The 25,408-nt window shown below is 55.4% G+C and carries 20 protein-coding genes, 1 pseudogene and 1 riboswitch; of the genes and pseudogenes, 6 read left to right on the forward strand and 15 right to left on the reverse strand.

Annotation, left to right across the window (positions count from 1 at the left end; translation table 11 throughout):
* Positions 1-16: 16 nt before the first annotated feature.
* Positions 17-1,654 (forward strand): sensor domain-containing diguanylate cyclase, encoded by a 1,638-nt coding sequence (locus tag NI000_RS21235; protein ID WP_253413410.1) that lies wholly within the window; start codon positions 17-19, stop codon positions 1,652-1,654.
* 78 nt (positions 1,655-1,732) lie between these two features.
* On the opposite strand, the gene NI000_RS21240 is transcribed toward NI000_RS21235, so the two are convergent.
* The 9 genes and pseudogenes from NI000_RS21240 to NI000_RS21280 all read right to left on the reverse strand — a co-directional run bounded on the left by NI000_RS21240 (position 1,733) and on the right by NI000_RS21280 (position 10,625).
* Complete coding sequence (locus NI000_RS21240) at positions 1,733-2,275, reverse strand: GNAT family N-acetyltransferase (RefSeq protein WP_253413411.1); 543 nt, start codon at positions 2,273-2,275, stop codon at positions 1,733-1,735.
* A gap of 33 nt (positions 2,276-2,308) precedes the next feature.
* Positions 2,309-3,280, reverse strand: coding sequence for a peptide-methionine (S)-S-oxide reductase MsrA (gene msrA, locus NI000_RS21245; protein ID WP_253413412.1), 972 nt, complete (start codon positions 3,278-3,280; stop codon positions 2,309-2,311).
* A gap of 566 nt (positions 3,281-3,846) precedes the next feature.
* Positions 3,847-4,929, reverse strand: a complete 1,083-nt coding sequence (locus NI000_RS21250) for a tartrate dehydrogenase (RefSeq protein ID WP_301292612.1) — start codon at positions 4,927-4,929, stop codon at positions 3,847-3,849.
* A gap of 33 nt (positions 4,930-4,962) precedes the next feature.
* On the reverse strand, positions 4,963-6,399 hold the full coding sequence (locus NI000_RS21255; protein ID WP_253413413.1) for an aldehyde dehydrogenase family protein: 1,437 nt from the start codon (positions 6,397-6,399) through the stop codon (positions 4,963-4,965).
* A gap of 17 nt (positions 6,400-6,416) precedes the next feature.
* Positions 6,417-7,073, reverse strand: coding sequence for an ABC transporter permease (locus NI000_RS21260; RefSeq protein ID WP_253413414.1), 657 nt, complete (start codon positions 7,071-7,073; stop codon positions 6,417-6,419).
* A 15-nt stretch (positions 7,074-7,088) separates the two neighbouring features.
* Positions 7,089-7,982 (reverse strand): osmoprotectant ABC transporter substrate-binding protein, encoded by an 894-nt coding sequence (locus NI000_RS21265; RefSeq protein WP_253413415.1) that lies wholly within the window; start codon positions 7,980-7,982, stop codon positions 7,089-7,091.
* 22 nt (positions 7,983-8,004) lie between these two features.
* Entirely contained in the window at positions 8,005-8,646 is a 642-nt protein-coding gene (locus tag NI000_RS21270; protein WP_253413416.1) for an ABC transporter permease, read from the reverse strand.
* A gap of 70 nt (positions 8,647-8,716) precedes the next feature.
* Positions 8,717-9,469, reverse strand: a pseudogene (locus tag NI000_RS21275) (ABC transporter ATP-binding protein); the annotation flags it as partial.
* Between the two features lie 88 nt (positions 9,470-9,557).
* The gene (locus tag NI000_RS21280; RefSeq protein ID WP_253413417.1) at positions 9,558-10,625 is read right to left on the reverse strand and encodes an aromatic ring-hydroxylating oxygenase subunit alpha; all 1,068 of its coding nucleotides are present in this window, start codon (positions 10,623-10,625) and stop codon (positions 9,558-9,560) included.
* A 333-nt stretch (positions 10,626-10,958) separates the two neighbouring features.
* On the opposite strand from NI000_RS21280, the gene NI000_RS21285 reads away from it, so the two are divergent.
* Positions 10,959-12,329, forward strand: a complete 1,371-nt coding sequence (locus NI000_RS21285) for a sigma-54 interaction domain-containing protein (RefSeq protein WP_253413418.1) — start codon at positions 10,959-10,961, stop codon at positions 12,327-12,329.
* Positions 12,330-12,344: 15 nt separating this feature from the next.
* Here the strand turns inward: NI000_RS21285 and rpoN are convergent, their stop codons facing one another.
* The 3 genes from rpoN to NI000_RS21300 form a co-directional block, all read right to left on the reverse strand.
* Complete coding sequence (rpoN, locus tag NI000_RS21290; protein ID WP_253413419.1) at positions 12,345-13,646, reverse strand: RNA polymerase factor sigma-54; 1,302 nt, start codon at positions 13,644-13,646, stop codon at positions 12,345-12,347.
* A gap of 93 nt (positions 13,647-13,739) precedes the next feature.
* Positions 13,740-14,261, reverse strand: a complete 522-nt coding sequence (locus tag NI000_RS21295) for a DUF2179 domain-containing protein (RefSeq protein ID WP_253413420.1) — start codon at positions 14,259-14,261, stop codon at positions 13,740-13,742.
* A 196-nt stretch (positions 14,262-14,457) separates the two neighbouring features.
* Positions 14,458-15,657 (reverse strand): DUF418 domain-containing protein, encoded by a 1,200-nt coding sequence (locus tag NI000_RS21300; protein ID WP_253413421.1) that lies wholly within the window; start codon positions 15,655-15,657, stop codon positions 14,458-14,460.
* A gap of 135 nt (positions 15,658-15,792) precedes the next feature.
* Here NI000_RS21300 and NI000_RS21305 point away from each other — a divergent pair, with 135 nt between their 5' ends.
* Genes NI000_RS21305 through NI000_RS21315 form a run of 3 tightly spaced genes read left to right on the forward strand, consistent with a single transcriptional unit; the run spans position 15,793 to position 19,244 of the window.
* Positions 15,793-16,509 carry a response regulator transcription factor gene (locus NI000_RS21305; protein WP_253413422.1) on the forward strand — a complete coding sequence of 239 codons (717 nt, stop codon included), beginning with the start codon at positions 15,793-15,795 and terminating at the stop codon, positions 16,507-16,509.
* A complete protein-coding gene (locus tag NI000_RS21310; RefSeq protein ID WP_253413423.1) occupies positions 16,506-18,257 on the forward strand; it encodes a sensor histidine kinase in 1,752 nt (583 codons plus the stop codon). Before NI000_RS21305 ends, NI000_RS21310 begins: the two co-directional genes overlap by 4 nt.
* Positions 18,258-18,278: 21 nt before the next feature.
* A complete protein-coding gene (locus NI000_RS21315; RefSeq protein WP_253413424.1) occupies positions 18,279-19,244 on the forward strand; it encodes a DMT family transporter in 966 nt (321 codons plus the stop codon).
* A gap of 60 nt (positions 19,245-19,304) precedes the next feature.
* Here NI000_RS21315 and NI000_RS21320 read toward each other — a convergent pair whose 3' ends face one another.
* The 3 genes from NI000_RS21320 to NI000_RS21330 all read right to left on the reverse strand — a co-directional run bounded on the left by NI000_RS21320 (position 19,305) and on the right by NI000_RS21330 (position 24,325).
* Positions 19,305-21,350: a methyl-accepting chemotaxis protein gene (locus NI000_RS21320; protein WP_253413425.1), complete on the reverse strand. Its 2,046-nt coding sequence runs from the start codon at positions 21,348-21,350 to the stop codon at positions 19,305-19,307.
* Positions 21,351-21,441: 91 nt separating this feature from the next.
* Positions 21,442-23,157, reverse strand: coding sequence for a gamma-glutamyltransferase (gene ggt / locus NI000_RS21325; protein WP_253413426.1), 1,716 nt, complete (start codon positions 23,155-23,157; stop codon positions 21,442-21,444).
* Between the two features lie 110 nt (positions 23,158-23,267).
* Positions 23,268-23,362: riboswitch (cyclic di-GMP riboswitch) on the reverse strand.
* A gap of 294 nt (positions 23,363-23,656) precedes the next feature.
* Positions 23,657-24,325, reverse strand: coding sequence for a helix-turn-helix transcriptional regulator (locus NI000_RS21330; RefSeq protein WP_253413427.1), 669 nt, complete (start codon positions 24,323-24,325; stop codon positions 23,657-23,659).
* A gap of 238 nt (positions 24,326-24,563) precedes the next feature.
* On the opposite strand from NI000_RS21330, the gene NI000_RS21335 reads away from it, so the two are divergent.
* Positions 24,564-25,181, forward strand: a complete 618-nt coding sequence (locus NI000_RS21335; protein WP_253413428.1) for an NUDIX hydrolase — start codon at positions 24,564-24,566, stop codon at positions 25,179-25,181.
* Positions 25,182-25,408: the final 227 nt, after the last annotated feature.

Genomic DNA, 25,408 nt, shown 5'->3' on the forward strand with positions numbered 1-25,408 from the left:
AGGATTATGACGAATTATGTCGAATTATGGGGAAAGTTACTTCGGAATTGAGGAGGCGAATGCCATTTCCGGGCTGTGCGGGATTGACGTCACGAAAAAGAAGAAGATCAGTCTTGCTACCCTTCTAACAGGGCTGGTTTCCCTTTCCGTCGCGCTTACTTTGACGATTCTGCTTCTGGCGTCCTATCATTCCAATAAGCAATCGTTATTCAAAACGAGATTCGCCTTGAACCACTCGGCCGCGACCAAAATGAGCCAGTCGATCGATTCCTTATTCAAATCGATGCGGGCCGGATTGAAATATACCGGCACCTATATTTCGTTAAACCATTTATCGAACGAGCAGGAGCTGCAAAAGCAGCTTGAAATGCTGCGCCTCAGCGGCAATTTTTTCAACTCTATCGCCGTCGTGGATGAAATGGGTCTTGTCCGCAGCATAGCTCCGTCTTCCGTCGGCACGGTGGGACAGCATATCTCGGCGGAAGCCGCCAAAGAAGCGCTGGCATCAAGAAAGCCCTATATATCCAAGCCTTACACCTCGTCAACCGGGCGTCGTATCGTCTTTATGAGCGAGCCGCTATTCGACAAAGACGGAGTATATCGCGGTTTTATCGGAGGCAGTCTTTATTTGCAGGAAAATAATATATTGAATACAATGTTTGGCAAGCATAACATCGACGGCGACGGATCGTATTTTTATATCGTGAGCTCAAGCGGTCATTTATTGTACCATCCGGACAAATCCCGGATCGGTGTCGATAACAGCGCAAATCTGGTCGTCCAGAAGGTGCTTCGGGGCGAAAGCGGGTATGACCAGGTGACCAACTCCCAAGGCATCACCTTTCTTGCCGGTTATTCCCCCGTTCCGGAAAACGGCTGGGGCGTCATCGTACAATCCCCCATCAGCGTCGTATACGAGGAATTGGACAATTATATCCGAACGATCCTCGTCTATACTCTGGCTCCGTTTGTCGTATTGATGATCACCGCCATATGGCTTGCCCGGCGCTTGGCCCGTCCGTTCGTATCTCTGGCTAATCTGGCAGGTAAATTGGGGAGAGGCGAAAAAATCGTTCTTCCGGATATCAAGCATCACTGGAACCGGGAAGCCGACTTATTGACCCAGACGATTACGCTTGCGTTAAGCGATTTGCAGAAACAGACCGATCAATTGACACATGCCGCCATGACCGATTCTTTAACGGGGCTAACGAACCGAAGAACGTTCGAATCCATCATGTCGCAATGGACGGAAAAGCAGCAGCCTTTCGCCCTTATCCTAATGGATATCGACCGGTTCAAGTCGATCAACGATACTTACGGTCATCAGGCGGGCGACGAAGTTTTGAAGCATCTGGCCCGCATCCTCACTTCGTCCGTGCGTTCCAATGACGTATGCTGCCGTTATGGCGGAGAGGAGTTCGTCGTGCTTCTTCCGTTCACCACCGCGCCGGATGCCTGGATCACGGCGGAACGGGTTCGCATAGCCTTTGAAACACGGGAGAATCCCCTTGGAATCCCGCTGACGGTTTCATTGGGTATCGCTCATTACCCATCCCACGCCGAATCCGCCGCAATGCTGTTTCAACGAGCCGACCATGCTTTGTATCAAGCCAAGGAGGCGGGGAAGAACAGGACGATCATAGCCGATTAGAAAACGGAGCGCTCCCACGATTCGAATCGTGGAGGCGCTCCGTTTTCTCAAAAGAGTTCATCGGCTGCAGTTCGGGCTCTATGCGTTCCATTCGTCGGCAAGCAGGCTGTATACGGCCAAATCAATGTAGCGGTCATACAGCTTCTGAGCGCCGCGGGCGACGCCTTCTTGCGTAAAGCCGAGCCGCTCGGGAATAGCGCGGCTTTTGGTATTCCCGGTGCCCGCCATAATCTCGATCCGGTGCAGCTTCAGCTCCCCGAACGCGTAATCGATCATCGCGCGGCAGGCACGGGTCATGATCCCCCGGCCCTGATCGGAAGCGGCCAGCCAATAGCCGATGGCCGCCTTGCGGTTCATCCAGTTCAGCGAATGATGGTCGATCACTCCGCACAGCTTTCCGTCCGCAACAATACCTGCAGTCATTCCTTCGCCCTTTGCCCACTTGTGCCGGGCGGATTCGATGAATCCGCGGCTGTCCTCCTCCGTCTGCGTCATGTCGATCCAAGGCATCCATTCCCGAAGATATGCGCGGTTGTCGTCCGTCAGCCGGAACAGCTCCCCGGCATCCCCCGGTTCAAGCAGCTTCAATTCCAATTGCGAATCAATGCGGTATTTAAACACGGTTCCGGCTCCTTTCCGCGGCGTTCGGCGGGGTTATTTTTCCTGCTCGAACAAGGACAGGTACGCTTCGTAGCCTTCCTTCTCCAAATCGGCCTTCGGAATAAAGCGGAGCGCCGCGGAGTTGATGCAGTAACGCAACCCTCCTTTATCTTTGGGGCCGTCGGGAAAAACATGGCCCAGGTGGGAGTCGGCTTTGCGGCTGCGGACTTCTGTACGGATCATGCCGTGGGTGTAGTCAGGCTTTTCCTGCACAAGGGGCGGTACGACGGGCTTCGTGAAGCTCGGCCAGCCGCAGCCGGAGTCGAATTTGTCCAGTGAGCTGAACAGCGGCTCGCCCGAGACGATATCGACGTAGAGCCCCTCTTCCTTATGATCCCAGAATTCGTTGCGGAACGGAGGCTCGGTGCCGTTCATTTGCGTCACTTCCCACTGCATCGGGGTCAGCTTGTCTTTCAGCTTCGCTTTGTCGGCGGGCGTATTCCAATGGCGCTTGATGAAATCGTCGCGTCCGGAAGCTTTGCGATACGAGTTGTAGCGCAGTGGATTAGTTTTATAGAAATCCTGATGATAGTCCTCCGCTGGGTAGAAGACGGAGGCCGGAAGGATCGGCGTTACAATCGGACGGTCGAAGCGGCCGCTGGCGTCAAGCTCCCGCTTGGACGCTTCCGCTTTCTGCTTCTGCTCTTCCGTATGGTAGAAGATGGCCGTTTGGTAAGACTCCCCCCGGTCGTGGAACTGTCCGCCCGCATCGGTCGGGTCGATCTGCTGCCAGAACAGCTGAAGCAAATCTTCGTAAGGGAAAACGGCCGGCTCGAACGTAATTTGCACGGCTTCCAAATGTCCGGTCGTTTCGGAGCATACTTCCTGATACGTCGGGTTTTCCTTATGACCGCCCGTATACCCGGATACGATCTTAACGATGCCGGGCAGCTCGTCGAACGGCTTGACCATGCACCAGAAGCAGCCGCCGGCAAACGTGGCCAGCTCGGTCGGTTGTTGACTCATCGGATTCACCTCTTCGATAAAGTTCGGGGAGTAATGTTAATGTTCATTCGTATATACCATTATACTGTACACGGGCAAGGGGGCCAAATCGCAGGAGAGGCGGGCGGCCGCGGAACGGACTGGGGCTTCGGGACATAACAGGGGAGACGACAGTAGGGGGCTGGGTTCTCGCGGCACATCAAAAAGGCGGTCCGTTTGGACCGCCCAGATCAACAAGCTCGCTTGAGTCACCAAGCTTTTTATGAGTTTGCATTGGTGAACATGGATCATATTTCTGGGTGCACGAGTTCCGGGGCCTCTTTTTTGCAAATAGAGGAAGTACGATGCGTTAAGTGGAGCATTCGAAGCGGCTACGGGGTATAGCGGAACTGCAATCACTTAACCGTGTCGAAAAATGTTCATATTCCCCAAAATGAGGGCGTTAAAAGCACCACAGGTTCTCTATTTCGGGCGGATGGGCAAATCCGCATCGAATAGCGCATCTGCAGCTCCGCTAATGCAGTGACCGGCAAGCTCTGAGGCCGATTTTGTCCGGCCTCGGTCCGGTTGGACTGCCCTTATCTGGATTATTTCGCCGCTACCGACAACGCAGCCAGCGCGGTAACGACCCGGTCGCCAACCTCCGAGGTGGAGGCGGTGCCGCCCATATCCGGCGTCAGCGCCGCACGCTCGACCATCACCTGCTCCACGGCCTGCAGTACGGCTTTGCCCCAGCGCTCCTGGCCGAGGAAATCTAGCAGCTGGCTGGCCGACCAGACGGCTGCAAGCGGGTTCGCGATCCCGCGTCCGGCGATGTCGGGCGCCGACCCGTGGATTGGCTCGAACATTGACGGATACGCGCGTTCAGGGTTCACATTCGCGCCTGCGGCGAGGCCGAGCCCGCCGGCGATGGCCGCGCCGAGGTCGGTCAGAATATCGCCGAACAGGTTCGACGTGACGACGACCTCGAACCGCTGCGGCTGCTTGATCATGAACATCGCCGCGGTGTCAACCAGATACGAGTACGTTTTGACATCGGGGTATTCCCGGCCGACCTCTTCGAACACCTGGTCCCAGAACACCATGGAATAGTTCAAGGCGTTGCCTTTGCTGACGCTGGTCAGCGATTTGTTTAACCGGCGGGCGGTTTCGTAGGCGTAACGGATAATGCGCTCCGTCCCTTTGCGGGAGAAAACGCCGGTCTGCAGTACGACTTCCTCAGGTTTGCCCTTGAACAGCCAGTCTCCGGCGCCCGCATATTCGCCCTCGCTGTTCTCGCGGATGACGAGCATGTCGATGTCTACTTTGGAGGCGTCTTTGAGCGGGCAGGGGGCTCCGTCCAGCAGCTGAATCGGACGGATGTTGACGTATTGATCGAATTCCTTGCGGATGCGCAGCAGCAGGCCCCATAGCGAGATATGGTCCGGAACGCCGGGATAGCCGACCGCGCCCAAATAAATGGCGTCGAACGAACGCAGCTTCTCCATGCCGTCGTCGTCCATCATTTTGCCGTGCTTCGCGTAATATTCGCAGCCCCAAGGAAAGGTGACGAACTCGAAGCGAAAGGAGGCGTCGAGCTCCGCCGCCCGGTTCAGCACCTTGACGCCTTCGGCGATCACTTCGGGACCGATCCCGTCGCCGGGTATGACCGCAATGCGATACGTTTTCATGATAATGATCCCATCCCTTCTTTCCGCCTGCGGCTATTCGTCCAGATTGACGACGACGGTTACGGTTTCGAGCATTTCCTCGATAGCGTAGGCCGGGCCTTCCCGTCCGATGCCGCTTTCCTTGACTCCGCCGTACGGCATTTGGTCCGCACGGAAGCAGCAGGTATCGTTGATGATGACGCCGCCCACTTCGAGCAGGTGCGGAATTTGATAAGACAAGGAGAGGTTGCTTGTGTAAATGCCTGCTTGCAGCCCGTACTTGGAGTCGTTGACCAGACGGATCGCTTCCTCAATCGTATCGAATGTCGTCACCGTGACGACGGGAGCGAACACTTCTTCGTCGACGACCTTCATGCCTTTGGAGGCGTTCGTAATGACGGTAGGCTGGAACAGACTGCCTTGGCGCGTTCCCCCGGTTAAGACGTTGGCGCCTTCGCGCACCGCCTCGTTGACCCATGCCTCGATGCGCTGAGCTTCCTTCTCGCTGATCATCGGCCCGACGTCCGTAGCGGGATCGAGCGGGTCGCCGACCTGGAGCTTCTCTACATGGCCAAGAAACGCCTTCATGAACGGCTGCGCCACATCCTTATGGACAAAAATGCGCTGCACGGAGATGCAGATTTGCCCGGCATGGGCGAATGCCATCTTGGCCAGCCGCTCGGCGGCTTTCGCCACATTGCCGTCCTCGTGGACGATGGTCGCCGAGTTCGAGCCGAGCTCCAGCGTCGCTTTTCGCAGGCCGATCGTCTGCTTGATATGCTTGCCGACGCCGGGGGAGCCGGTGAACGTGTAGTACGTGATCCGCTGATCGTGCAGCAGCTGCTCGCCGACCGTGGAGCCGTCACCGACGACACACTGGACGTACCCGGCAGGCACGCCTGCCTTCTCCAGCAGCTCGCACAGCTTAAGCGCAACCGCCGCAGTATCGGAAGCGGGCTTGATCACGATCGGATTGCCCGCGGCCAGCGCCGGGGCGACCTTGTGCGAAACCAGATTGAGCGGGAAGTTGAACGGCGTAATCGCGCAGACGACGCCGACCGGCTTCTTGATCGTATAGATAAAGCGGTTGCCGACACCGGGCGTAGCCTGCGTCGGGACAATGTCGCCCTTCAGATGCTTCGCTTCCTCGGCAGCGAGCAGGAACGTGTTGGCCGAGCGGATGACCTCCACCTTGGCGTCGGTAATCGGCTTGCCGCCTTCCTGCGCGATGATCCGGGCGATGTCATCCGCTTGCTCCCGCAGCAGGGCGGATACTTTGGAGAGCACGGTATAGCGGTATTCCGGCGTAAACGGCACCTTGCGAAAGGCGCGCACCGCCGATTCGACGGCCAAAGATACCTCGCGTTCGCCGGCTTTGCAGACCTGCGAAAACAGCTCGCCCGTATATTTGTTATAGATGGGGTGGACGTTTTCCGTTTGCACCCATTGTCCTCCGATGAACAGCTTTTGTTTTGCGATTGCCGTTTGCATAGCGAAACCCCCGTTCGTTAGTGTGATTTGGCTTTGTGCAGGTTGCAGCCCGTTTTTTTCTCAATCCACCGCAGCAGGAAATCGATACTGACGGCGAGCAGCGCCGCGGGGATGGAACCGGCCAGAACTTTGACGTCGTCGGTCGTCGCGATGCCGCGGTAGATCATCTCGCCGAGACCGCCCGCGCCGACGAAGGTGGCGATCGTCGCCACCCCGATGGAGATCACGGTTGCGACCCGGAATCCGGCCATCATGACCGGCATCGCCAGCGGGAATTTCACTTTGACGAGCAGCTGCAGGTCGGTCATGCCCATTCCTTTGCCGGCCTCGATCAGGTGCGGGTCTACGTTGCGAAGCCCTTCGTAAGTATTTTGAATAATCGGCAGAAACGAATAGCAGATCAGCGCGATGATGGCGGTCGTGTAGCCCAGACCGAAAAAGATCATGACGATAAGCAGCAGCGCGATCGAAGGTATGGTCTGCACCATGTTGATGAACACTTGAATCGTTTGGGCGATTTTGCGGTTGCGCGTCATGAAGACGGCAAGCGGGACGCCGATGGCGGCTGCCAGCAGCACGCCGCTCAGGCTCATATACAGATGCTCCAGCGTCAGCTTCAGGAGCTTATCCCAGTCTCTTGCCATCATCTCGAAGACGCCGACGAACGTTTGCATGAGGCTTCACGCTCCTTACGATTTCAGTAATCCTTTTTGCTTCAGGAAGTCCTTCGCAATTTGCTCTGGCTCTACCTTTTTCACATCGGCCTGATAGTTGAGCTCGGTCATTGTTTTCGTATCGATCTGTCCTGCGAGCTTGTCCATAATTTCCTTGATTTCGGGATGCTTCTTCAGCGTATCGTTGCGGACGACAGGGGAAGCCTGATACGGCGGGAAAAACTTCTTATCGTCCTCCAGCGTTTTCAGATTGTATTCCTTAAGCCGCGCATCGGTCGAGTACGCGAGCACGATGTCCACATCTTTGTTGCTGACGGCTTTGTAGACGAGTCCGATCTCCATCGGGGACGTTTTGCCGAATTCGAGGCCGTACGCTTTCTTGAAGGCCGGGTAACCGTCAAGCGTCCGTTCCAGCCAAGCGTTGTCGGTGCCCAGACGCATTTCTTTGGCGTGGGAAGCGACATCGGATACTTTGTTCAGCCTCCATTGGTCGGCCAAATCCTGCCTCACGGTAAATACGTACGTGTTCTCAAAGCCGTAGGAGGGGAACCACGTTTGATCGAATTTCTCCTGAATGCCTTTCTGCACCATGGCGAGGGCGGCGGCGCTGTCCGCAGGCATTTCCTTCACGCCGAGCGTGCCCGTCAGGTCCGTGCCGACGTAGCGGACGGCCGAAATCTGGATTTCGTTGCTTTTCATCGCATTGACGATCACCGGCGTGGAGCCGAGCCCCGTCACGATTTCCGCCTGCAGCTTCCGGTCCTCTATCATCAGTTTGATCATATTCGCAATGATCATCTGCTCAGAGGTCGATTGCGAGCCGATTTTGATCGTTTCTTTGGAAGAACAGCCTGCAAACAGCCCGGCCGTTAACATCAGCGTCAGCAAAAGCCCCGTTGTCTTTTTCATGATGAATCCCCCCGTATGAGTTTTAAGGCTTGCGCAACCCTTTGGGCGTACATAGGTATTGGAAACGTTTGGTAATAAAATCCGCGGCTACGGCGAGAATGGCAGCCGAAACGGCACCTGCAATGAGCATGTCCTGATTCGAGATCGTAAGCCCGGTGAACACCAGATACCCGATCCCGCCTCCGCCGATCAGCGAAGCGAGCGTCGCCCAACTGATCGTATAAATCGCGGCCGTCCGGAAGCCCCCCATAATGACGGAGATGGCGAGTGGAAGCTCGACTTGGAAAAAAATTTGCAGGTCGGTCATGCCCATGCCTCGTGCGGCTTCTTTTGTAGCCGGATTGACTTCCCGGATACCCGTATACGTGTTCTGGAGCATCGGCAAAATCGAATACAGGAACAGCGCCATAATGGCGGGAAACGTGCCGATGCCGATGAGCGGAATCATGAAGCCGAGCAGCGCAAGGCTCGGAATGGTCTGAATGACGTTCACGACGCCGATGACGTAATGGCTTGCTTTCTCCTTGCGGGTCAGCAGGATACCGAGCGGTACGGCCACGAGAAAGCCGGCGCCTACCGCTATCGCGGAAATATACAAGTGCTGCCAGATGACCGCCAAAATATCGGCGTATCGCTCGGCGACAAAGGCGAGAAATTCACTCATGCTTGCCGTCCCCCTTTTTTTGTCAGGAAATGCCCGGCTGAAATTGGATGACGTCGTGGCTTGGCTGCGGTGGAAGATTGGTGCTTTGAATCGGTGTTTTTAACCGCTTCGGGCCGATGAAATCGGTTACAAAATCGCTGGCAGGACGATGCAAAATGTCGGCGGGCTCTCCGAGCTGCACGACCACGCCGCCCTGCATCAGACAGATGCGGTCCGCAATCTTCAGCGCCTCGTCCATATCGTGGGTGACGAAGACGATCGTCTTGTGGATCGCTTTCTGCAGCCGGACGAATTCGTCCTGCAGCTGCTCGCGGCTGATCGGATCGAGCGCGCTGAACGGCTCATCCATCAGGATGATCGGCGGATCGGCCGCCAAGGCCCGGATGACGCCGACACGCTGCTGTTGGCCGCCGCTGAGCTGGGCGGGGTAGCGGTTCTTGTAAACCTTTGGGTCCAGTCCGACCATGTCAAGCAGCTCATCGACCTTTTTCTCGTAAGCGGCGGGGTCCATCTTTTTCAGCTTCGGGACGAGCGCCACATTTTGTCCGATCGTCATGTGCGGGAATAGGCCGATCTGCTGGATGACGTAGCCGATGCCGCGCCGGAGCTCGACCGGATCCTGCTTGGAGATGTTTTGGCCGTTAATCTCGATCGTGCCGGAGGACGGCTCGATGAGCCGGTTAATCATCTTCATGGTCGTCGTCTTGCCGCAGCCGCTTGGACCGATCATCACGAACAATTCGCCGCCGTGTATTTTAAGGTCCAGCTGTTTGATGATCTGGTGGCCGTTGTACGTTTTGGAAACGTTTTTAAAAGCGATCATTCGATGTCTCTCCCTCCTCAGAGTTTTGCGGATCGAAGATTCGCAAAACTGCGTCGTAAGCATAAGCTTCGTTTTGCGAACTTTCCTCTTACAGGTCCAAAGCTTCCCGCACCAGCTGCGCAAAATGATGCACGCCATGCTCCGTCGGGGAGCAGATGCCTTGACTGAACGCGCGGGACTTGAAGCCGATCTGCTCCAGCTCGACAATCTCCACATCTTCCTTGCGCACTTGATCGGTGAAGGCGAGCAGCTCTTTTTGCTTCTCCGTCGGTTCGTCGCCTTCAAGAAATACGGTGTAGACGCCGAGCGTCGTCTCGTGGTCGACCGGGAACATCTGGATCGTAGACAGGTTGCCCGGCCCCGGATAGACCGTATACATCACGTTCGGCCATATCCAGTAGAAGCGGCCTTCCTTCACTTCGGCGTCGTCGTAATCGCTGCGGCTTTGCTTGACCGACGAGCCTTGAATGTTGCAGTACGGACCGTTGATGATGTTGTACTTGCTCATGTCCAGCGTCGCCACGAAGCCGGGATGGGCGATCGGGCAGTGGTCGCACTCCAGGAAATTGTCGATGAACGCCTTCCAGTTGCATTTGATGATCCGCTGCTTCACCTCGTGCTTCTTCAGCTTGCCGAGAAATCCGAACTGTCCGATGTCTTCGAAAAAGTCGGCGTAGGTTTCGGCCAGTGGCGCTGCATTCTCGTCCAGATTGACGAAGATGAGCGATGCTTGCGTCTCCACCCGCACGGACTTCAAGCAGTGGGCCCCGCTGCAGAAATCGTCCGACTCTTTGAAGTTCGGGGCCTTATGAAGCTGACCGTTCAATTGGAACGTCCAGCCGTGGTAGGAGCACTGCAAAATCTTTTTATGTCCGGCCGCTTCCTTCTCCAGCTTCGTGGCCCGGTGCGGACAGACGTTGTAGAAGGCGCGCAGCGTGCCGTCCTGATCGCGGACGACGATAATCGGCTCGCCCGCGGCCTCACAGGTGAAGTAATCTCCGGGCTTCGCTACCTGACTCGTATGTCCGACGTAATTCCATGCCTTCGAAAATATTTTTTCTTTCTCCAGCTCCAAAATGCGAGGGTCCGTGTATAAGTAATAAGGCAGCGTAGGCAAAGCGCCCGTGTGGGAAACCGTCGTTTTCTGCAATGTCATGTCAGATAGCCCCTTTCGAATGTCCGTGATTGTATGCCATGGCATCTGCCTCGGCGGAACTTGCATGCGCTTACAAGATAGCGCTTTCAAAATGGCGGTGATATAATATACCCGTACCGCCTCCAGCGATCGCCGGTCTTCCGTCCAAGCCGTTGCCGGCGTTTCGCTTTCGTTTTTAGATATAGCAAGTTCCGTGCCAACCGCAAAAAAAGCCCGGGAAACAGGGGGAATCATGCTGTCCCTCGCATGAACTGCCGCAATTCTGAGTCGTTTTTGACTCAAACGAGTTATTTTCGACTCATTAAAATCGAATCGAATGGAGGAGAACGCCGAATGCAGCCCATCGAACCGATTCAGATCAGCCATGACACGCTGCAAAAAATATTGGACAACTCTTCGGATGAAATCTTCGTCGTCGACGGCAGCCAGCGCATCGTCTATGTCAATCATGCCTGCGAGCGGCATTACGGACTCAAGCCGGCCGAGGTGATCGGCCGCAATACGATGGAGCTATTCGAGGAAGGCTATTGGACGCCTTCCATTATTCCTCCCGTATTCGAGCGGAAGAAGACGGTCACGATGAAGCAAACGACGTACCTGGGCGGCGAGTTGATCACGACGGCGGTGCCGATTCTGAACCAAGCGGGCGACATCGAGTTGGTCGTCATCAACTCCAAGGAGCTGCAAAATTACAAGAGCCTGGAGATCAAGGACGCTCAGACGGGACAGCCCGCCGATCCGGATGCGCCCGAAGCGAACTTAATCACGAACAGCGAGAAGATGGAGAGCGTCATCAAATTTTGCAAAAAGATCGCAAGCGTCGATTCGACCGTGCTGATTCAAGGCGAATCCGGTACGGGCAAGAGCGTCCTTGCAAAATATATTCATAAAATGAGCCGCCGCAAAAAAGGTCCGCTCCTCACGATCAACTGCGCGGCGATACCGGAGGAACTGCTCGAATCGGAGCTGTTCGGCTATGCGCAGGGCGCTTTCACCGGCGCAAGCAAAACCGGCAAAGTCGGCCTGATCGAATCGGCGGACAACGGTACGCTGTTCCTCGACGAGGTCGGGGAAATCTCGCCCAAAATCCAAGCGAAGCTGCTGCAGGTGATTCAAGACCATGAGTTCATTCCGGTCGGCGGCCGGGAAACGAAAAAGGTGGACATCCGCATCATTGCGGCCACCAACCGCAACCTGTACGATATGGTGCAAAACCGGCAGTTCCGGGAAGATCTGTATTACCGGCTCAACGTGATCGATATCAAAATTCCGCCGCTGCGCGAACGTACGAAGGACATTATTCCGCTGACGTATTATTTTCTGCACAAATTCAACAAGCAGTACGGCGTCAACCAACTGATTTCGCAAGCGACGCTGGACATTTTCTCCGCTTACTCCTGGCCGGGCAATTTAAGGCAGTTGGAAAATCTGATCGAGAAGCTGGTCGTCACGACCGATTCCGTCATTGAAGCGTCGGACCTGCCGGAGCACATGCTCCAGCATACGAAGGCCAGAACGCCGTCCGCTTCGCTGCCAGCGGCGCTGGACGATGCGCTGGCGGAGGTCGAAAAGCAGCTCGTTACTGCTGCGTACCAGAAGCTGGGGAGCACGCGCAGAGTGGCCGAGCATTTGCAGATCAGCCAAACGAAGGCTGCCCGCCTGATCCGCAAGTACGGCGGCTCCTCAGGCGAGCCGCCGTACTAATTGCGATCGGGTCGTTCAGGCCTGCGTCCGCAGCCGGGAGGACAAGAGATGCATCTCCTCCCGGTATTTCATCACCGTCCGCCGCGAAATCCGAATCCCCTCTTGCACGAGCAGATCGGTAATCTTCTGGTCGGACAACGGATTGCGTTTATCCTCCTGCTCGATCAGCAGCTTGATCTTCGCCTTGACGCTTGCGGCCGATGCCGCGTCGCCTTCCTCCGTCTGCAGCCTCGCCGAGAAAAAATAGCTCAGCTCGAAAAATCCCTGCGGCGTCTGTACGACCTTGTGCTGTACGGCGCGGCTTACCGTCGATTCGTGAAGCTCCAGCTTTTCCGCTACCGCCTTCAGGTTCATCGGCTTCAGCCGGTCGATGCCTTCCGTAAAGAACGCCGCCTGCTCCGAGACGATGCACTCAATGACACGGTAGAGCGTCCGTTTCCGCTGCTCCACGCTGCGGATCAGCCACTGCGCGGCTTGTGCGTGCTGGCGCAAGTAGCTTTTCGTATCTTTACATATGCTGTCGGCAAGCATCTGCCGATAGGACGTGTTCAGCGAGAGACGCGGCAAATGAGCCTCGCTCATCCGGATCACGAGCTGCTCCCGCACACACTCGATGTAAGCGTCCGGTTCGACATAGGCAGCCTGCGTACTGCCGTACAGCAGGCCCGGACGGGGATGCAGGCTGCGGATATAAGCGAGTGCTTGCATGACGTCGTCCAGCGGAATGCCGAGCTTATCCGCAATGGTCTTGTGCCGTCCGGCGCCGAGATCGGCCAGATGACGGCTGACGAGCGGCTCCGCCCAAGGATGCGCGCCAGGGTCTCTGCGAATTTGCAGCAGCAGGCACTCCTGCAAATTTCGCGCGCCGATGCCTGCCGGGGCAGTGTCCTGCAGCCTGTGAAGCGCTTCCATAACCTCGGCGGCGGAGACGCCGAATACTTCGCCCGCTTCTTCCGGTGAGATCGTGACATAACCGTTTTCGTTCAAATTGCCTGCCAAATAACATGCGATCCGGTGTGTCGGCTCGGGCAGCCCGATCAGGCGAAGCTCGCCGAGCAGCATTTGCTCCAGCGTCGGAGCCTGCCCGCCGATGTTGTTCAGCGCATGGTCCTGCCACGCCATATCGGACCCGGCGGTCCGGCTTCGTGACGGGGGAATCCACTCGATGTCTAGGACCGGATTTTCCACCGCTTGCTCCTGCAAATATTCCGATAATTCCGTGGCAGACAGCTGCAACAGTTGAATGGATTGTCTAAGCTGCGGTGTCAAATGAACCTTCAACGTCTGCACTTGGGTCAGAGAGGGACGCAATGACATTCGGATCACCCGCTTCGTAAATAATTCGTATGTGTGATCTATTATACAGCACCTGCGGGTGAAAGTTTTACCGTATTTTTTTCCCTTTTTGCTTTATTCGAGTTTTTTGGCCCAATACCCACCGGAAAATTGCATCGGCTCATAAGAAAAAAGGAACGCCTTCGGATCAAGCTCAAGGATCGTCCGCCGCAGCGCGCCGTATTCTTTACGCTTGGCGACGATCAGATACAGGCTGCGCATGCCCTGCGCCCCTTCGCCTGCCCAGACGGTGACGCCGTAGCCCTTGGCCCGCAGCGGCGGTGCCAAATCGCGGCCATATTCCGACACGACCTGCAGCGCGATGTAGCCGAGCGCGATTTTTTGCTCGATATACATCCCGAGCAGAATGCCCGCGCCGAAGCTGACGCTGTACACGATCAGCCCGAGCGAAGACTCCGTGTAATTCAGCACCAGTGACAGCCCGGAAATATAGATGAAAATTTCGAGCGTGCTGATGGCGGAAGCCAAGTATTTTTTTCCTTTGATCATCAGGACGACGCGGAAAGAGTTGAGCGCGACATAAGCAATCTGAACGACGGCCATCAGCACATAAATCATGAGGATCCCTTCTTTCACATAGTTGTTCAACCGGATTCAAGCAAAAACGATGCCAATGAACCCGGAACGGGATGTCAGGACGAGCTGGAAGATGGAGGAGGCCGTTTATTAGTTTATCCACGATCGACGAGTGGATGCTGCGGTGTGGCGAGAAAGTAAAAAGATGGGCCGACCCCAATGCGGCGGGGGGACCCATCTTTTCTCGCGTTCAGATCTAGGAGGACACGGTTGGCCGCTGTATGCGCGGCTTCGGCTTCCCGGCGAAGGAGAAATACGTCCACATACGCAGCAGCCGCTCCATCGGCCCGAAGGAAAACTTTTTCACGTACCAAGCGCTCCCGAAGAGCTGCATCAAATAAATGGCGACTGCCAGTCCGCAGCCGACCGCGACGCCGAGCTTGCCGAACAGTCCGAGACCGTATCCGTAAAAAATCGACGTGCAGATCACCGACTGTATCAAATAGTTCGTCATCGAGAGCTTGCCGACCGCTTCGAACCGCCGCAGCCAAGGCGACTTCTTCGCAGCCGAGCAGAGCAGGGCAAAGCCGAATATGTAACCGAGCGCCAGGATGCTGCCGCCAAGCATCTCGCCAATTCCCGCCCAGCCAAGCCCCGGAAACAGGGGCTTCAGCGATTTCAGCAGCAGTCCCGCCGGCAGGAAAATCAGCAGCCCCCGCAAATAAGCGCTTCGCTCGCCCACCGGGTCCACGAACCATCGCTTCTTGGCGGCGTACATCCCGAACAGAAACATCGGCCCGGTAAACAACGGGGCGAGCAGCAGCATGAAAAAGATCATGTAGCCATCCATCCCGAACGGGTCCGCCGTCTGCCGGTGATGCTTGATTTGCTCATACGTGCCGGTTCCGTAGATAAGGTTCGTGTCCTTCACGTATTGCTCCATGCGCGCCTTGTCCTGTTTCGCGGCCGGGTCGTCGGGAGCCTCGGGCGCAAGCCCCAGCAGACCGAACAGGCACAGCAGAATCGTTCCCCAGATCAGCAGCGTCTTCGCTTTCCGGTTCATAAATATCAACAGAAAAAAGCCCATAATTCCGTAAAAAGCCAAAATGTCGCCTTCCCACAAAAAAGTGGAATGCAGTAGGCCGAGGCCGAGCAGCATCAGAAACCGGCGGATCAGATGCCTCCCGGCTTTCAGCCCCTTCGCTTCCATGCTCTCCTTCATTTTGATCATGCCGAACCCGAACAGAAACGTAAAGATCGGCATGAAGCTGCCCTCGACGAAAATTTTGACGAGCTTATGTACGACGGTATCCGCCGGGGACAACGCGAAAAACTGCAGCTCATCCTTCCCCCAGATCCCGTACTGGAAGATAAGCATATTGGCCAGTAAAATACCAAGCAAGCTGAACCCCCGCAGCCCGTCAATGACGTGTAGTCTGTTTTTCCCTTCAAGCAACGATATCACCTCGAATCGAGTATAACACCGCCGGTTAAATTCCGGCGAAAGCTATCCTTAACGTTTGCTTAACGTCTGAGCGGAAGTTTAGCCGGAATTAAGGTGCCTCTGGTACAATAAGGATGGAGGGATACGATGCTGAATCCAAAAATTTTAATTATAGACGACGAAGCCTCGATCATTCATTTGATCCAGATGGTGCTGCAAAAAGAAGGCTTCCGCCAGATCTACACGGCGGGAACGGCGCAGGAAGGGCTGCGGCTGCTGGAGCGGCACGGAGCGGATATTATTGTGCTGGACGTTATGCTGCCCGACCAGACCGGATTCGAATTGTGTCCGAAAATCCGGCAGATGTCCGATGCGCATATTATTTTTTTGACTGCCCGGACGTCGGATCTGGACGTGCTGACCGGCTTCGCGACCGGCGGCGACGATTATGTGACCAAGCCGTTCAATCCGCTCGAAATTGCGGCCCGGATTAAAGCCAGGCTGCGCCGGAACAAGCCTGGTTCTTCACCGCGGGAGACGGAGGACTCCCGGAGCCGCTACGATTTCGGGCGGTTCGTACTTGACGAGCAGGCAGGGGAGCTGACGGTGAACGGAGAGACGGTTTCCTGTCCTGCGCAGGCTTATCAGCTGCTGCTGTATCTATGCAAGCATCCGAATATCGTGTTCTCCAAAGCGCAGCTGTACGAAGCCGTATGGGGCATCGACGGCATGGGCGACGACAATACGGTGATGGTGCATATTCGCAAAATCCGCGAGCGCATCGAGTCCGATCCGGGTGATCCCAAGCATCTGGTTACCGTTCGCGGGCTCGGCTACAAGCTGCTCAAGGAGCAGGACCGATGAGCAAGGTGAGGCGAAGGCTTGCCGCGCACTTTACCGTGCAGTTTTTTTTCTTGTGGATGTTCGTACTGGTCACCCTGATTGTCGTTCTGCTGCTGGTCATCCGATTCTTGACCAATCAGGATTTGAAAAAGACGTTTCCCGTCGGGGCTCTGGACACCATCATTACGGAAACGGTCGAGAACGGGGAAAGCGTGACGATTCCTTCACACTGGACCGATCAGCTTACGGAGCGGGGCTACTGGCTGCAGGTCATAGACGCGGAAGGAAAGGTCATCCGCGCCATCAATGCCCCGAATCGGCTCCCGGCGTCGTACGGGACCGCCGAGCTGCTGCAAATCGAGGAGAACGGGCGCTTCGATTCGTTCCGCGTCGGAACGAAGTTTAGCGGCGCGGGAGGCTCGCCGCTTCTGTATATGCTTGGGACGGAGGATCGCGGGCCCGCGAAGCTGGAAGCATGGATTCGCGCCTACGGAGAAGCGGGGCGGGTCCGGGAGGATGCGCTTCAGGAGCTGACGCGGCAGTTGGCGTCCGAGAACGCTTATGTACAAATTATCGATGCGTCCGGCGCCATCGTGCAATCGGTCGGCGATTCGGCGCGCAAGGAGCCTTATAGACCGCTTGAGCTGATCGCGATGCGGGCGGAACCGGGCCTTTACCCGTCCGATATGTCGTTCTATTACGACTCCTCCTCCGGGTATATGTGGATTTTGCATACGGCCAAGGCAGGGCCGCCTTTTGCCAGTCAGCCGATTCTGCATGAAGTCATTCTGACGCTCGTCATCACGGGAGGCGTGGTGCTGCTGCTGACCTTCGTCTTCTCGGTATGGCACGGCTACCGGTATGGACAGCCGCTGCTGCTGTTCGTCGATTGGTTCGAACGGATGGGACAGGGGCGCTATCAAGAAGCGCTTACGGAGAAAGACCGGAAGAAGGTGTTCCGCAAGAACGGGCGCATCCGTCTGCGCTACCGGTTGTATAAAGAAGTGATCGCAGGCTTCTACGAGATGGCGTCGCGACTGGAAGCTTCGGAACGGGAACGCATCCGCCTGGAGAAGACGCGGGAAGAATGGATGACCGGCATTTCCCACGATCTGCGGACGCCGCTCTCTACGATTCAAGGGTACGGACACCTGCTGGAAAGCGGGACGTTTCAATGGACCGAGCCGGAGCTTCGCGACATGGGCAAGACGATTCGGGAAAAGGGCGATTATATGGTTGACCTGCTCCAAGATTTCTCCCTGACCTTTCAGTTGAAAAACAACGCGGTCCCTTTCCTGCTTGAGAATGTCGAGCTGAACGAGTTCGTGCGCCGCATCGTTCTCCGATATGTGAACGACGTGACGATCGGGGACGTATCCTTCTCCTTCGAATGCGAGGAGCAGGCATTGACGGTGCGGGCGAATCCGAAGTGGTTTCAGCGCATGCTGGATAACCTGATCTCCAACGCAGTGAAGCATAACCCGCCCGGGACGCTGATTACGGTTCGTACCGGATGCGAAGGAGCGGACGCTTGGATCGAAGTGGAAGACAACGGCGCAGGCATGGACGAAGAGACTATGCGCAATCTGTTCGAGAGGTACTACCGCGGGACGAATACGGAGGAGAAGACGGACGGCGCAGGGCTCGGTATGAGCATTGCCAAGGCGATTGCGACGGCCCATCAAGGCCGGATTGAAGTAAAATCCCGGGCAGGCGAGGGGACGGTCGTCCAGGTGCGGCTTCCGCTCGCGGAACGCCCGGAGGCTTGATACGAAGAGGAGGAGAAAGCTATGAAAACCACAGGCTTGCGGCTTGCTTACATGTGCGCCGTGCTGAATGCCGTGATTATCGGATTTTCGTTTCTGTTCACGAAGCAGGCATTGGAATCGGCCGATCCGCTGGATACGCTCATGTTCCGCTTTCTGCTGTCGGCGGTCGTCATGTCCGTTCCGGCAGCCATCGGCTGGATCAAGCTCGACTACAGCAATAAACGGATCAAGGACGTCCTGCTGCTGGCGGTATTTTACCCCGTCGCCTTCTTCGCTTTTCAAGCGTTCGGGCTGGTGCACGCCGGTTCCGCCGAAGGCGGCATTCTATATGCCTTCACGCCGGTCATTACGATGCTGCTGGCCTCTTGGTTTTTGAAGGAGCGGACCGATGCGAAGCAGAAGCTGTCGATTTTTTTGTCCGTATTCGGGGTGGTCTTCGTCTTCGTCATGAACGGCAGATCGATCGATGTGAGCAACATGAACGGCTTGCTTCTGCTGTTCCTGTCCTGCGTCGCCTTCGCCGGATACAGCGTTCTGGCCCGCTCGCTGTCGAAACGGTTCAGCCCTTGGGAGCTGAGCTTCGTTACGACATGGCTCGGCTTCGGCGCGTTCCTGCTGATTTCGCTCGGCAAGCACGGGATGGACGGAACGCTGGGCAAGCTGTTCGAGCCGATTGGCAGCGGCCGTTTTATCGTCGCGATTGTGTATTTGGGCGTATTGTCCTCGCTGGTAACTTCGCTCTTGTCCAATTACGTGCTGTCCAAGATGGAAGCGTCCAAAATGAGCGTTTTCTCCAATCTCGGGACGGTCGTCTCGATTGCGGCGGGAGCGCTAGTGCTCGGCGAAACGGTAACGGTCTATCATCTCGTCGGCTCGGTCATGATCGTTGCCGGGGTGATCGGGGCGAACCGTTTCGGTACGAAGCGTCAAGCTCCGGGCCAGCCTGCGGCTTCCGGCAAGAGCGGAGAGGATCCGTCCCGCGCATGACGGACGAATGAATTAGGGCGGCCCTCGTCTCCATAAAAGAAACGAGGGCCGCCCTATGTTCTATAGCTTAAATTCTTTCACGATGCCCTGCAGATCCTCGGCCATTTTGGCAAGGGATTCCGAAGAGGAGGTTACTTCTTCAATGGAAGCCAATTGCTCCTGCGTGGAAGCCGAAATATTCTGGGTTCCGTCCGCCGATTCTCGGGCCACCTCGGAAATTTGGCTGACCAATTCAACGGCTTCTCCGGTGCTGGTCTGCATTTGCCGCGCATAGTCCGTAACGTTTTGAATTTGCAAGGTCACTTGGTTGATGGACTGCCGGATCAGATCGAACGATTTCCCTGCTTCGTTGACCACTTCGATGCCGAGGCCCACTTCTTTCGTTCCCTGCTCCATGGAAGCAACGGCGTTCTGAGTCTCGTTCTGGATCGTAGAGATCAGCTCCCCAATCTGCGCTGCGGATTGAGACGATTGCTCGGCCAACTGCCGGATTTCATTCGCGACCACGGCGAAACCCCGTCCATGCTCTCCGGCGCGCGCCGCCTCAATAGCGGCATTTAACGACAGTAGATTCGTCTGTGTAGCGATTCCGGAGATGACTTTGGCGATATTTTCGATTTCGGTCGATCTTGCGCCCAAGCTTGAAATATTGGCGGCAATTTCGTTGACCGTCGTATTGATCGATTGCATCTGCTTGGTGACGGTTTGAATGGCCTGGTTGCCTTCTGTGGCCGCCTGCAGCGTGTGCTGGGAAGAATCCGTCACCTGCTGGGCATTCGCCGCCACCTGCTGAACGCCGTTCGCTACTTCCTTGATGGCGTTGACGCTGTCCTCGACGCCTTGCATCTGCCGTTCCGTTCCGTCGGCCATCTGCTCGATGGTTAAGGCAATAAGCTGCGTAGCCTTGCTTGTTTCTCCGGCGTTCACCGACAATTGCTCTGCCGAAGCGGCGACCTCTTCCGCGGTTAGCGTAACTTGAGAAACAAAGGTGTGCAGACTTTCTACCATGGTATTGACCGACTGGGCCAATTCCCCGACCTCATCCTGCGTGCGGATTGGCAAAGGCTCGACCTTTAAGTTCCCGTCGGCAACCCGCTTGGTCACGGCGGCCATCTCCGCAATCGGTCTCGAAATTTGTCGGCCCAAGAAATAAGCCACAACAATAACCAGAGCAACCACAATCAGCAGGATGATCAGGACGTTCTGCTCGATCTTCGAGGCTTCCGCCGTGATCGTTTCCACCGGCAAATGAAGATACAGGCCGTACCCCGTTTGCGGAATCGGGGAATAGGCGACCATGTAGGTTTTTCCGCCGTCGGTGTAGGTGGTCGAGCCCGTTTGCTTGTTCCCGACTTTCAGGATATCCGCCAGCAGCGGCGAGACGCCGGAGTCGGCCACGCTTTTGCCGATGAGCTCCTTCACGGGATGCAGCTGAATAATTCCGTTGGAATCCACGACAATCGGATAGCCTGCTCCGTCATTGATCATCAGCGGCTTCACGTATTTATCCATAAAACCTTCGAAATTGACAAGCCCGGTAAGTACGCCGATCACCGCATCGTTAGCGTCTTTGACGGGCGTGGCTACAATAATGGAGCGTTTGCCGGTCGTTTTGGCCAGCAATACCTCGGTATACGTCGATTTTCCTTGCAAACCGTTTTTGAAAAACGGTCTTTCCCCCAAATTAACGCCGACGCTGGCTTCGACCGTATCGGCCGTTACGATTCCATTAGGAGAAATAAATGTGTTGCCGTCGAAAACTTTGGTGCTTTCCGTAAAGTTTTTGATAAACTTGTTCTTCGCCGCCGCATCGTTCGACCGGATGTCGGTGGTGGAAGCCAATATTTTCACTTCGGACATACGTTCGGATATGTATTGGTCGATCAGCGTTGCGGTGCTGACCACCAGCTTTTCGTACGATTCGGATTGCTTCTTGATCAATTCCGCCGAGCTCGTCTTGGAAATATAATAGGAAATCGATAGGACCGGCACAAGCGATACGATCAAAAACCAGGCGATCATTTTATTTTTCAGCTTTTTGCTGAACCATCCGGTCAGACGGCCGAATTGTCCGGCTTGCATCTGCGGTTTACTATGTTCCTCCATCATCTCATCCTCGCTTACTGTTAATTTTGGGCAGGCTCATGGCAAAGAAAAAACGGACTGCTGAGCATGGAGTCGGCAGTCCGTAAAAGGATTAATATCCGAGTGCCGCCCCTTCACCGCGCGGGTCGGCTCCGCCAAATTTCACGTTCGTTTCGGGATCAATCAGAATGACTCCCGATTGCCCGACCGCATCAGTGTAATCATCTATCATTTTGACAGGATGTCCGCGACGGATCAGCTCATCCTGAATGCTTTTCGAAATGCGTCCTTCCAGCTTCAAATCGTTGGAGGAAGATCCCCAGTTGCGTCCGTGCAGCCAGCGAGGCGCTTCGATCGCATCTTGAACGGGCATGCCGAAATCGACGATGCGGGTAACAAGAGCGGCTTGCGTCTGCGGCTGTCCTTCGCCGCCTTGGGTACCGTAGATCATGTACGGCTTGTCGTTTTTGAACAGCATCGCCGGGTTGATCGTATGGAACGAACGTTTTTTCGGCTCAAGGTGGTTGACTTCCTTAGGATCCAAGGAGAAGTAGCTGCCCCGGTTCTGAAGCAGAACGCCGGTGTCCTTCGCCACGATCCCCGAACCGTAATCGAAGTAATGGCTTTGAATCAACGATACGGCGTTGCCTTCTTTGTCGATGAAGCCCATCCAGGTCGTATCGCCCTTCGGATCCATCGGCACGACGTCGGCTGCGGCCTTGGTCATATCGATACGTTTCGCCATTTCTTTGCCGTGCTCAGGGGAGAGCAGGTAATCAACCGGAATGTCGGCAAATTTCGGATCGGTCAGCCACTTGTTGCGGTCCGCGAACGCTTGCTTCGTCGCTTCTACGATCAGGTGGTAGTAGTCCGGCGTCCCTTCGCCCAAGCTTTTCACATCGAAGTTGTTCAAAATATTCAGGATCGAAAGGGAAGCAATGCCTTGCGAGTTCGGCGGAACGTTGTATGCCTTATACCCGCGGTAGTCCGCCGAAATCGGTTTTTGCCACTCGGCTTTGTAGTTCGCAAAGTCGTTCAGGGTCAGCAGTCCGCCGTTCGCTTGCACGTCCTTGACGATTTTCTCGGCGACATCGCCTTTATAGAAGCCGTCCGCGCCTTTTTTGGCAATGACCTTTAATGTTTTGGCCAAATCCGGCTGCTTCATCAGCTCGCCTGCTTTGTATGGCTGCCCGTCAGGCTTCAAGTAGGTTTTGGCCCAGCCTTCGAAGCGCTGCAAATGCTTCAGCTCGTCATCCTTCGTATCCAGATTGACGTTGGTCCAATGTACCTGGTTCGGCGTAACGGGGAATCCGTCTTCCGCATATTTGATCGCCGGTTTGAGCAGAGAACGCCACGGCTTGCTGTTGCCGATCTCTTCGTCGGCGTAGTTGTACGCTTCCCACCAGCCGGAAACCGTGCCCGGTACCGTGTTAGCCGACAAGTAGCCTCTGGAAGGAATTTTGCTATAGCCCTGGTTTTTATAGTAATCGATGGTCGCTTTCTCGCTCGAAGGACCGCTGGCATTTAACGCTTTTAACTCTTTCTTTTTGGCGTTGTAAATGAGCCAGAAGCTGTCTCCGCCGATGCTCGTGTAATGCGGATAAATAACGGCCAGCGTAGCCGCTGCGGTGATGGCTGCGTCTACGGCGTTGCCGCCGTCCTCCAGCACTTTCAATGCCGCTGCCGAGGCCAAATAATGTTGAGTCGTGACCATTCCGCTAGGCGCCATGGTAGTCGGACGGTTTGCAGCGCCGACGCTCGAAACGGTAGAGAGACATAATGCCGCGACGGTTCCTAAAATAGCCATTTTCTTCTTGCTTGCTCGCATTCGTGTTCCTCCTCTTCGTTGTCTAGCAGATTTGTTCGCCTGTCACAAGAGAGCGAAAAAGCAAAAAAGGAGACAGTTCGGTACCGTCACCTTCATTCTTATCCTTGATGACAGGTAGCTGGCTGGCATAGCCGCTATAGCAATAGCAGCCTTAGCCCCTCTAGTTTTGCGTCCTATTCTTTCGAATAGTTTGCCTTTTTCATGTTAAAAGGATCCCGTATGGAAAATTCAGCCTATGGCCTTGTAGGAAATATACACCATTTTTCCTAGTCCGGCAATTGTTTTTTTTGTAAAATTCCTCACAATAAGACATATAGTTTGAAAAATCGACATAATTGTCGAAAATAGTCGTATGAAAACCATTACATCATTCTGCATTTGTTTAGCGTTTCCGAAAACGGAAAAAAGCGAAGCCGCGGAGGTCCGAATCATCCGCAAAAGCTTCGCTCGATCGTTGAGGGCCGCACCCGCAGGTGCAGTACGCTCTATGTCTATGGACTTACAAAAACTTTTGCGCCGCGCTGCGTTCCTGATTTACCCGGATTTCATCGAGATAATTGTAGAGAGTGAACTTGGAAATGTCTAAAAATTGACATACCTTGTCGCCGGCTTTTTTCACGAGAAACGCGCCCCGGGCATCCAAAAACTGCACTGCCTTGATCTTATCCTCTTTGGCCATATGGGACACGGGCTTGCCGATCGACTTCTGGCATTCCTGCAACAAATAATCGACAAGATCGTTCACGTCGTTCACGAAAACTTCCTTGACCTCCTGATCGAGGCTGTGCATGGTGAGCGACCGGATCGTATTTTCCGCCACGAGCAAGTCCGATATATCGAAGTTGATGCACAAAGCTCCGACCGTCTCGCCCTCGCCGTTCTTAATATACGTGGAGGACGAGCGCAAAATTTTGCCGTCCTTCGTCTGCGTGATATAGTTGTACCGGTCTCCGTCGGTAACCGTGCCGCGCAGCACTTCGAGCCCGAGGTTGCTGCCGCAGTCGCCGACCTTCCTTCCGGTAATGTGGCCGTTTTCGATGGCGACGATCGTGCTTTCGTACCCCTGTGTCAAATCGTGCAGCACGACCTCGCATTTATCCCCGAACTGCGCAGCAATGCAGCGAATCAGGGGAAGGAGGAAGCTGATCTCCTCTTTAACCGATTCCAATCCGTCTCACTTCTTTCCTTCAGTGTGCAAACCCCACGAGTTGCAAAAAAATAGTTTGAGCACCAAAAAAGTTTTCTGTATCTTTAGTATCCCCGCAATTGGAAATCTTGTCAACCGAATTCGGTGGCTGGACAAATCCGGGCGGTTGACGAATGGCTGGAAATAATTGTAGGCAGGGACGTCAGGAAGGTATAATGAGGGGGAACGATCCTTACACAGCTATGAAGGAGGCTGTCCTATGAATCACCGATGGTTGGAATGGGCCAAGCAGATTCAAGCAATCGCGCAGACCGGATTGGCGTATACGAAGGATGTCTACGATCGGGAGCGGTTCGAGGAATTGCGGCAAATGAGCGTCGACATCCTGGCTCATTATACGGAGACGGGCTCCGAGAAAATCAAGCTGACGTTCGCCAGCGATACCGGCTATGCCACGCCGAAGGTGGACATTCGCGGCGTCGTGTTCCGGGACGGCAAGCTTCTGCTGGTCCGCGAAAAGCATGACGGCGCCTGGGCGCTCCCGGGGGGATGGGCGGATATCGGCTTGTCGCCGTCGGAGATTGCGGTCAAGGAAATCAAGGAGGAGTCAGGCTTCGACGCAAGGCCTGTCCGGCTGCTTGCGGTGCTGGACAAGAAATTTCACGGCCATCCGCCGGAGCCGTATCATGTTTATAAGTTGTTTATCCAATGCGACATTACCGGGGGAAGCGCTGAGACCGGGGTTGAAACGTCGGCCGTCGGTTTTTTCGGCGAAGACGAGCTGCCCGTCTTATCGGTAGAGCGCAACACCGAGGCGCAGCTGCGGACGATGTTCGAGTTTCTCTGCGATCCGGACAAACCGGTCATTTTGGATTGAAGAGGGGCGGAGGCACCTAGAGTGTTGAGAAACCCGCTTCGCTTAGAAATTCTCCGCATACGCCGGTGGGATATATCCCTCCAGCCGCTCTTGAAACCTGTGAATTTGATTAGAATTAGCGGTATTTTCACGGGTTTCAAAGGCGGACGTAAACTCTTACGGGATATACCCCACCTCTATTGGTCTGAGTTTTTCTACCTCTAGGTTTCTCAACACTTGGAGGGGCG

The organism is Paenibacillus tyrphae (assembly GCF_024158745.1).
In the GTDB taxonomy this organism is placed as follows: Bacteria; Bacillota; Bacilli; order Paenibacillales; family NBRC-103111; genus Paenibacillus_G; species Paenibacillus_G tyrfis_A.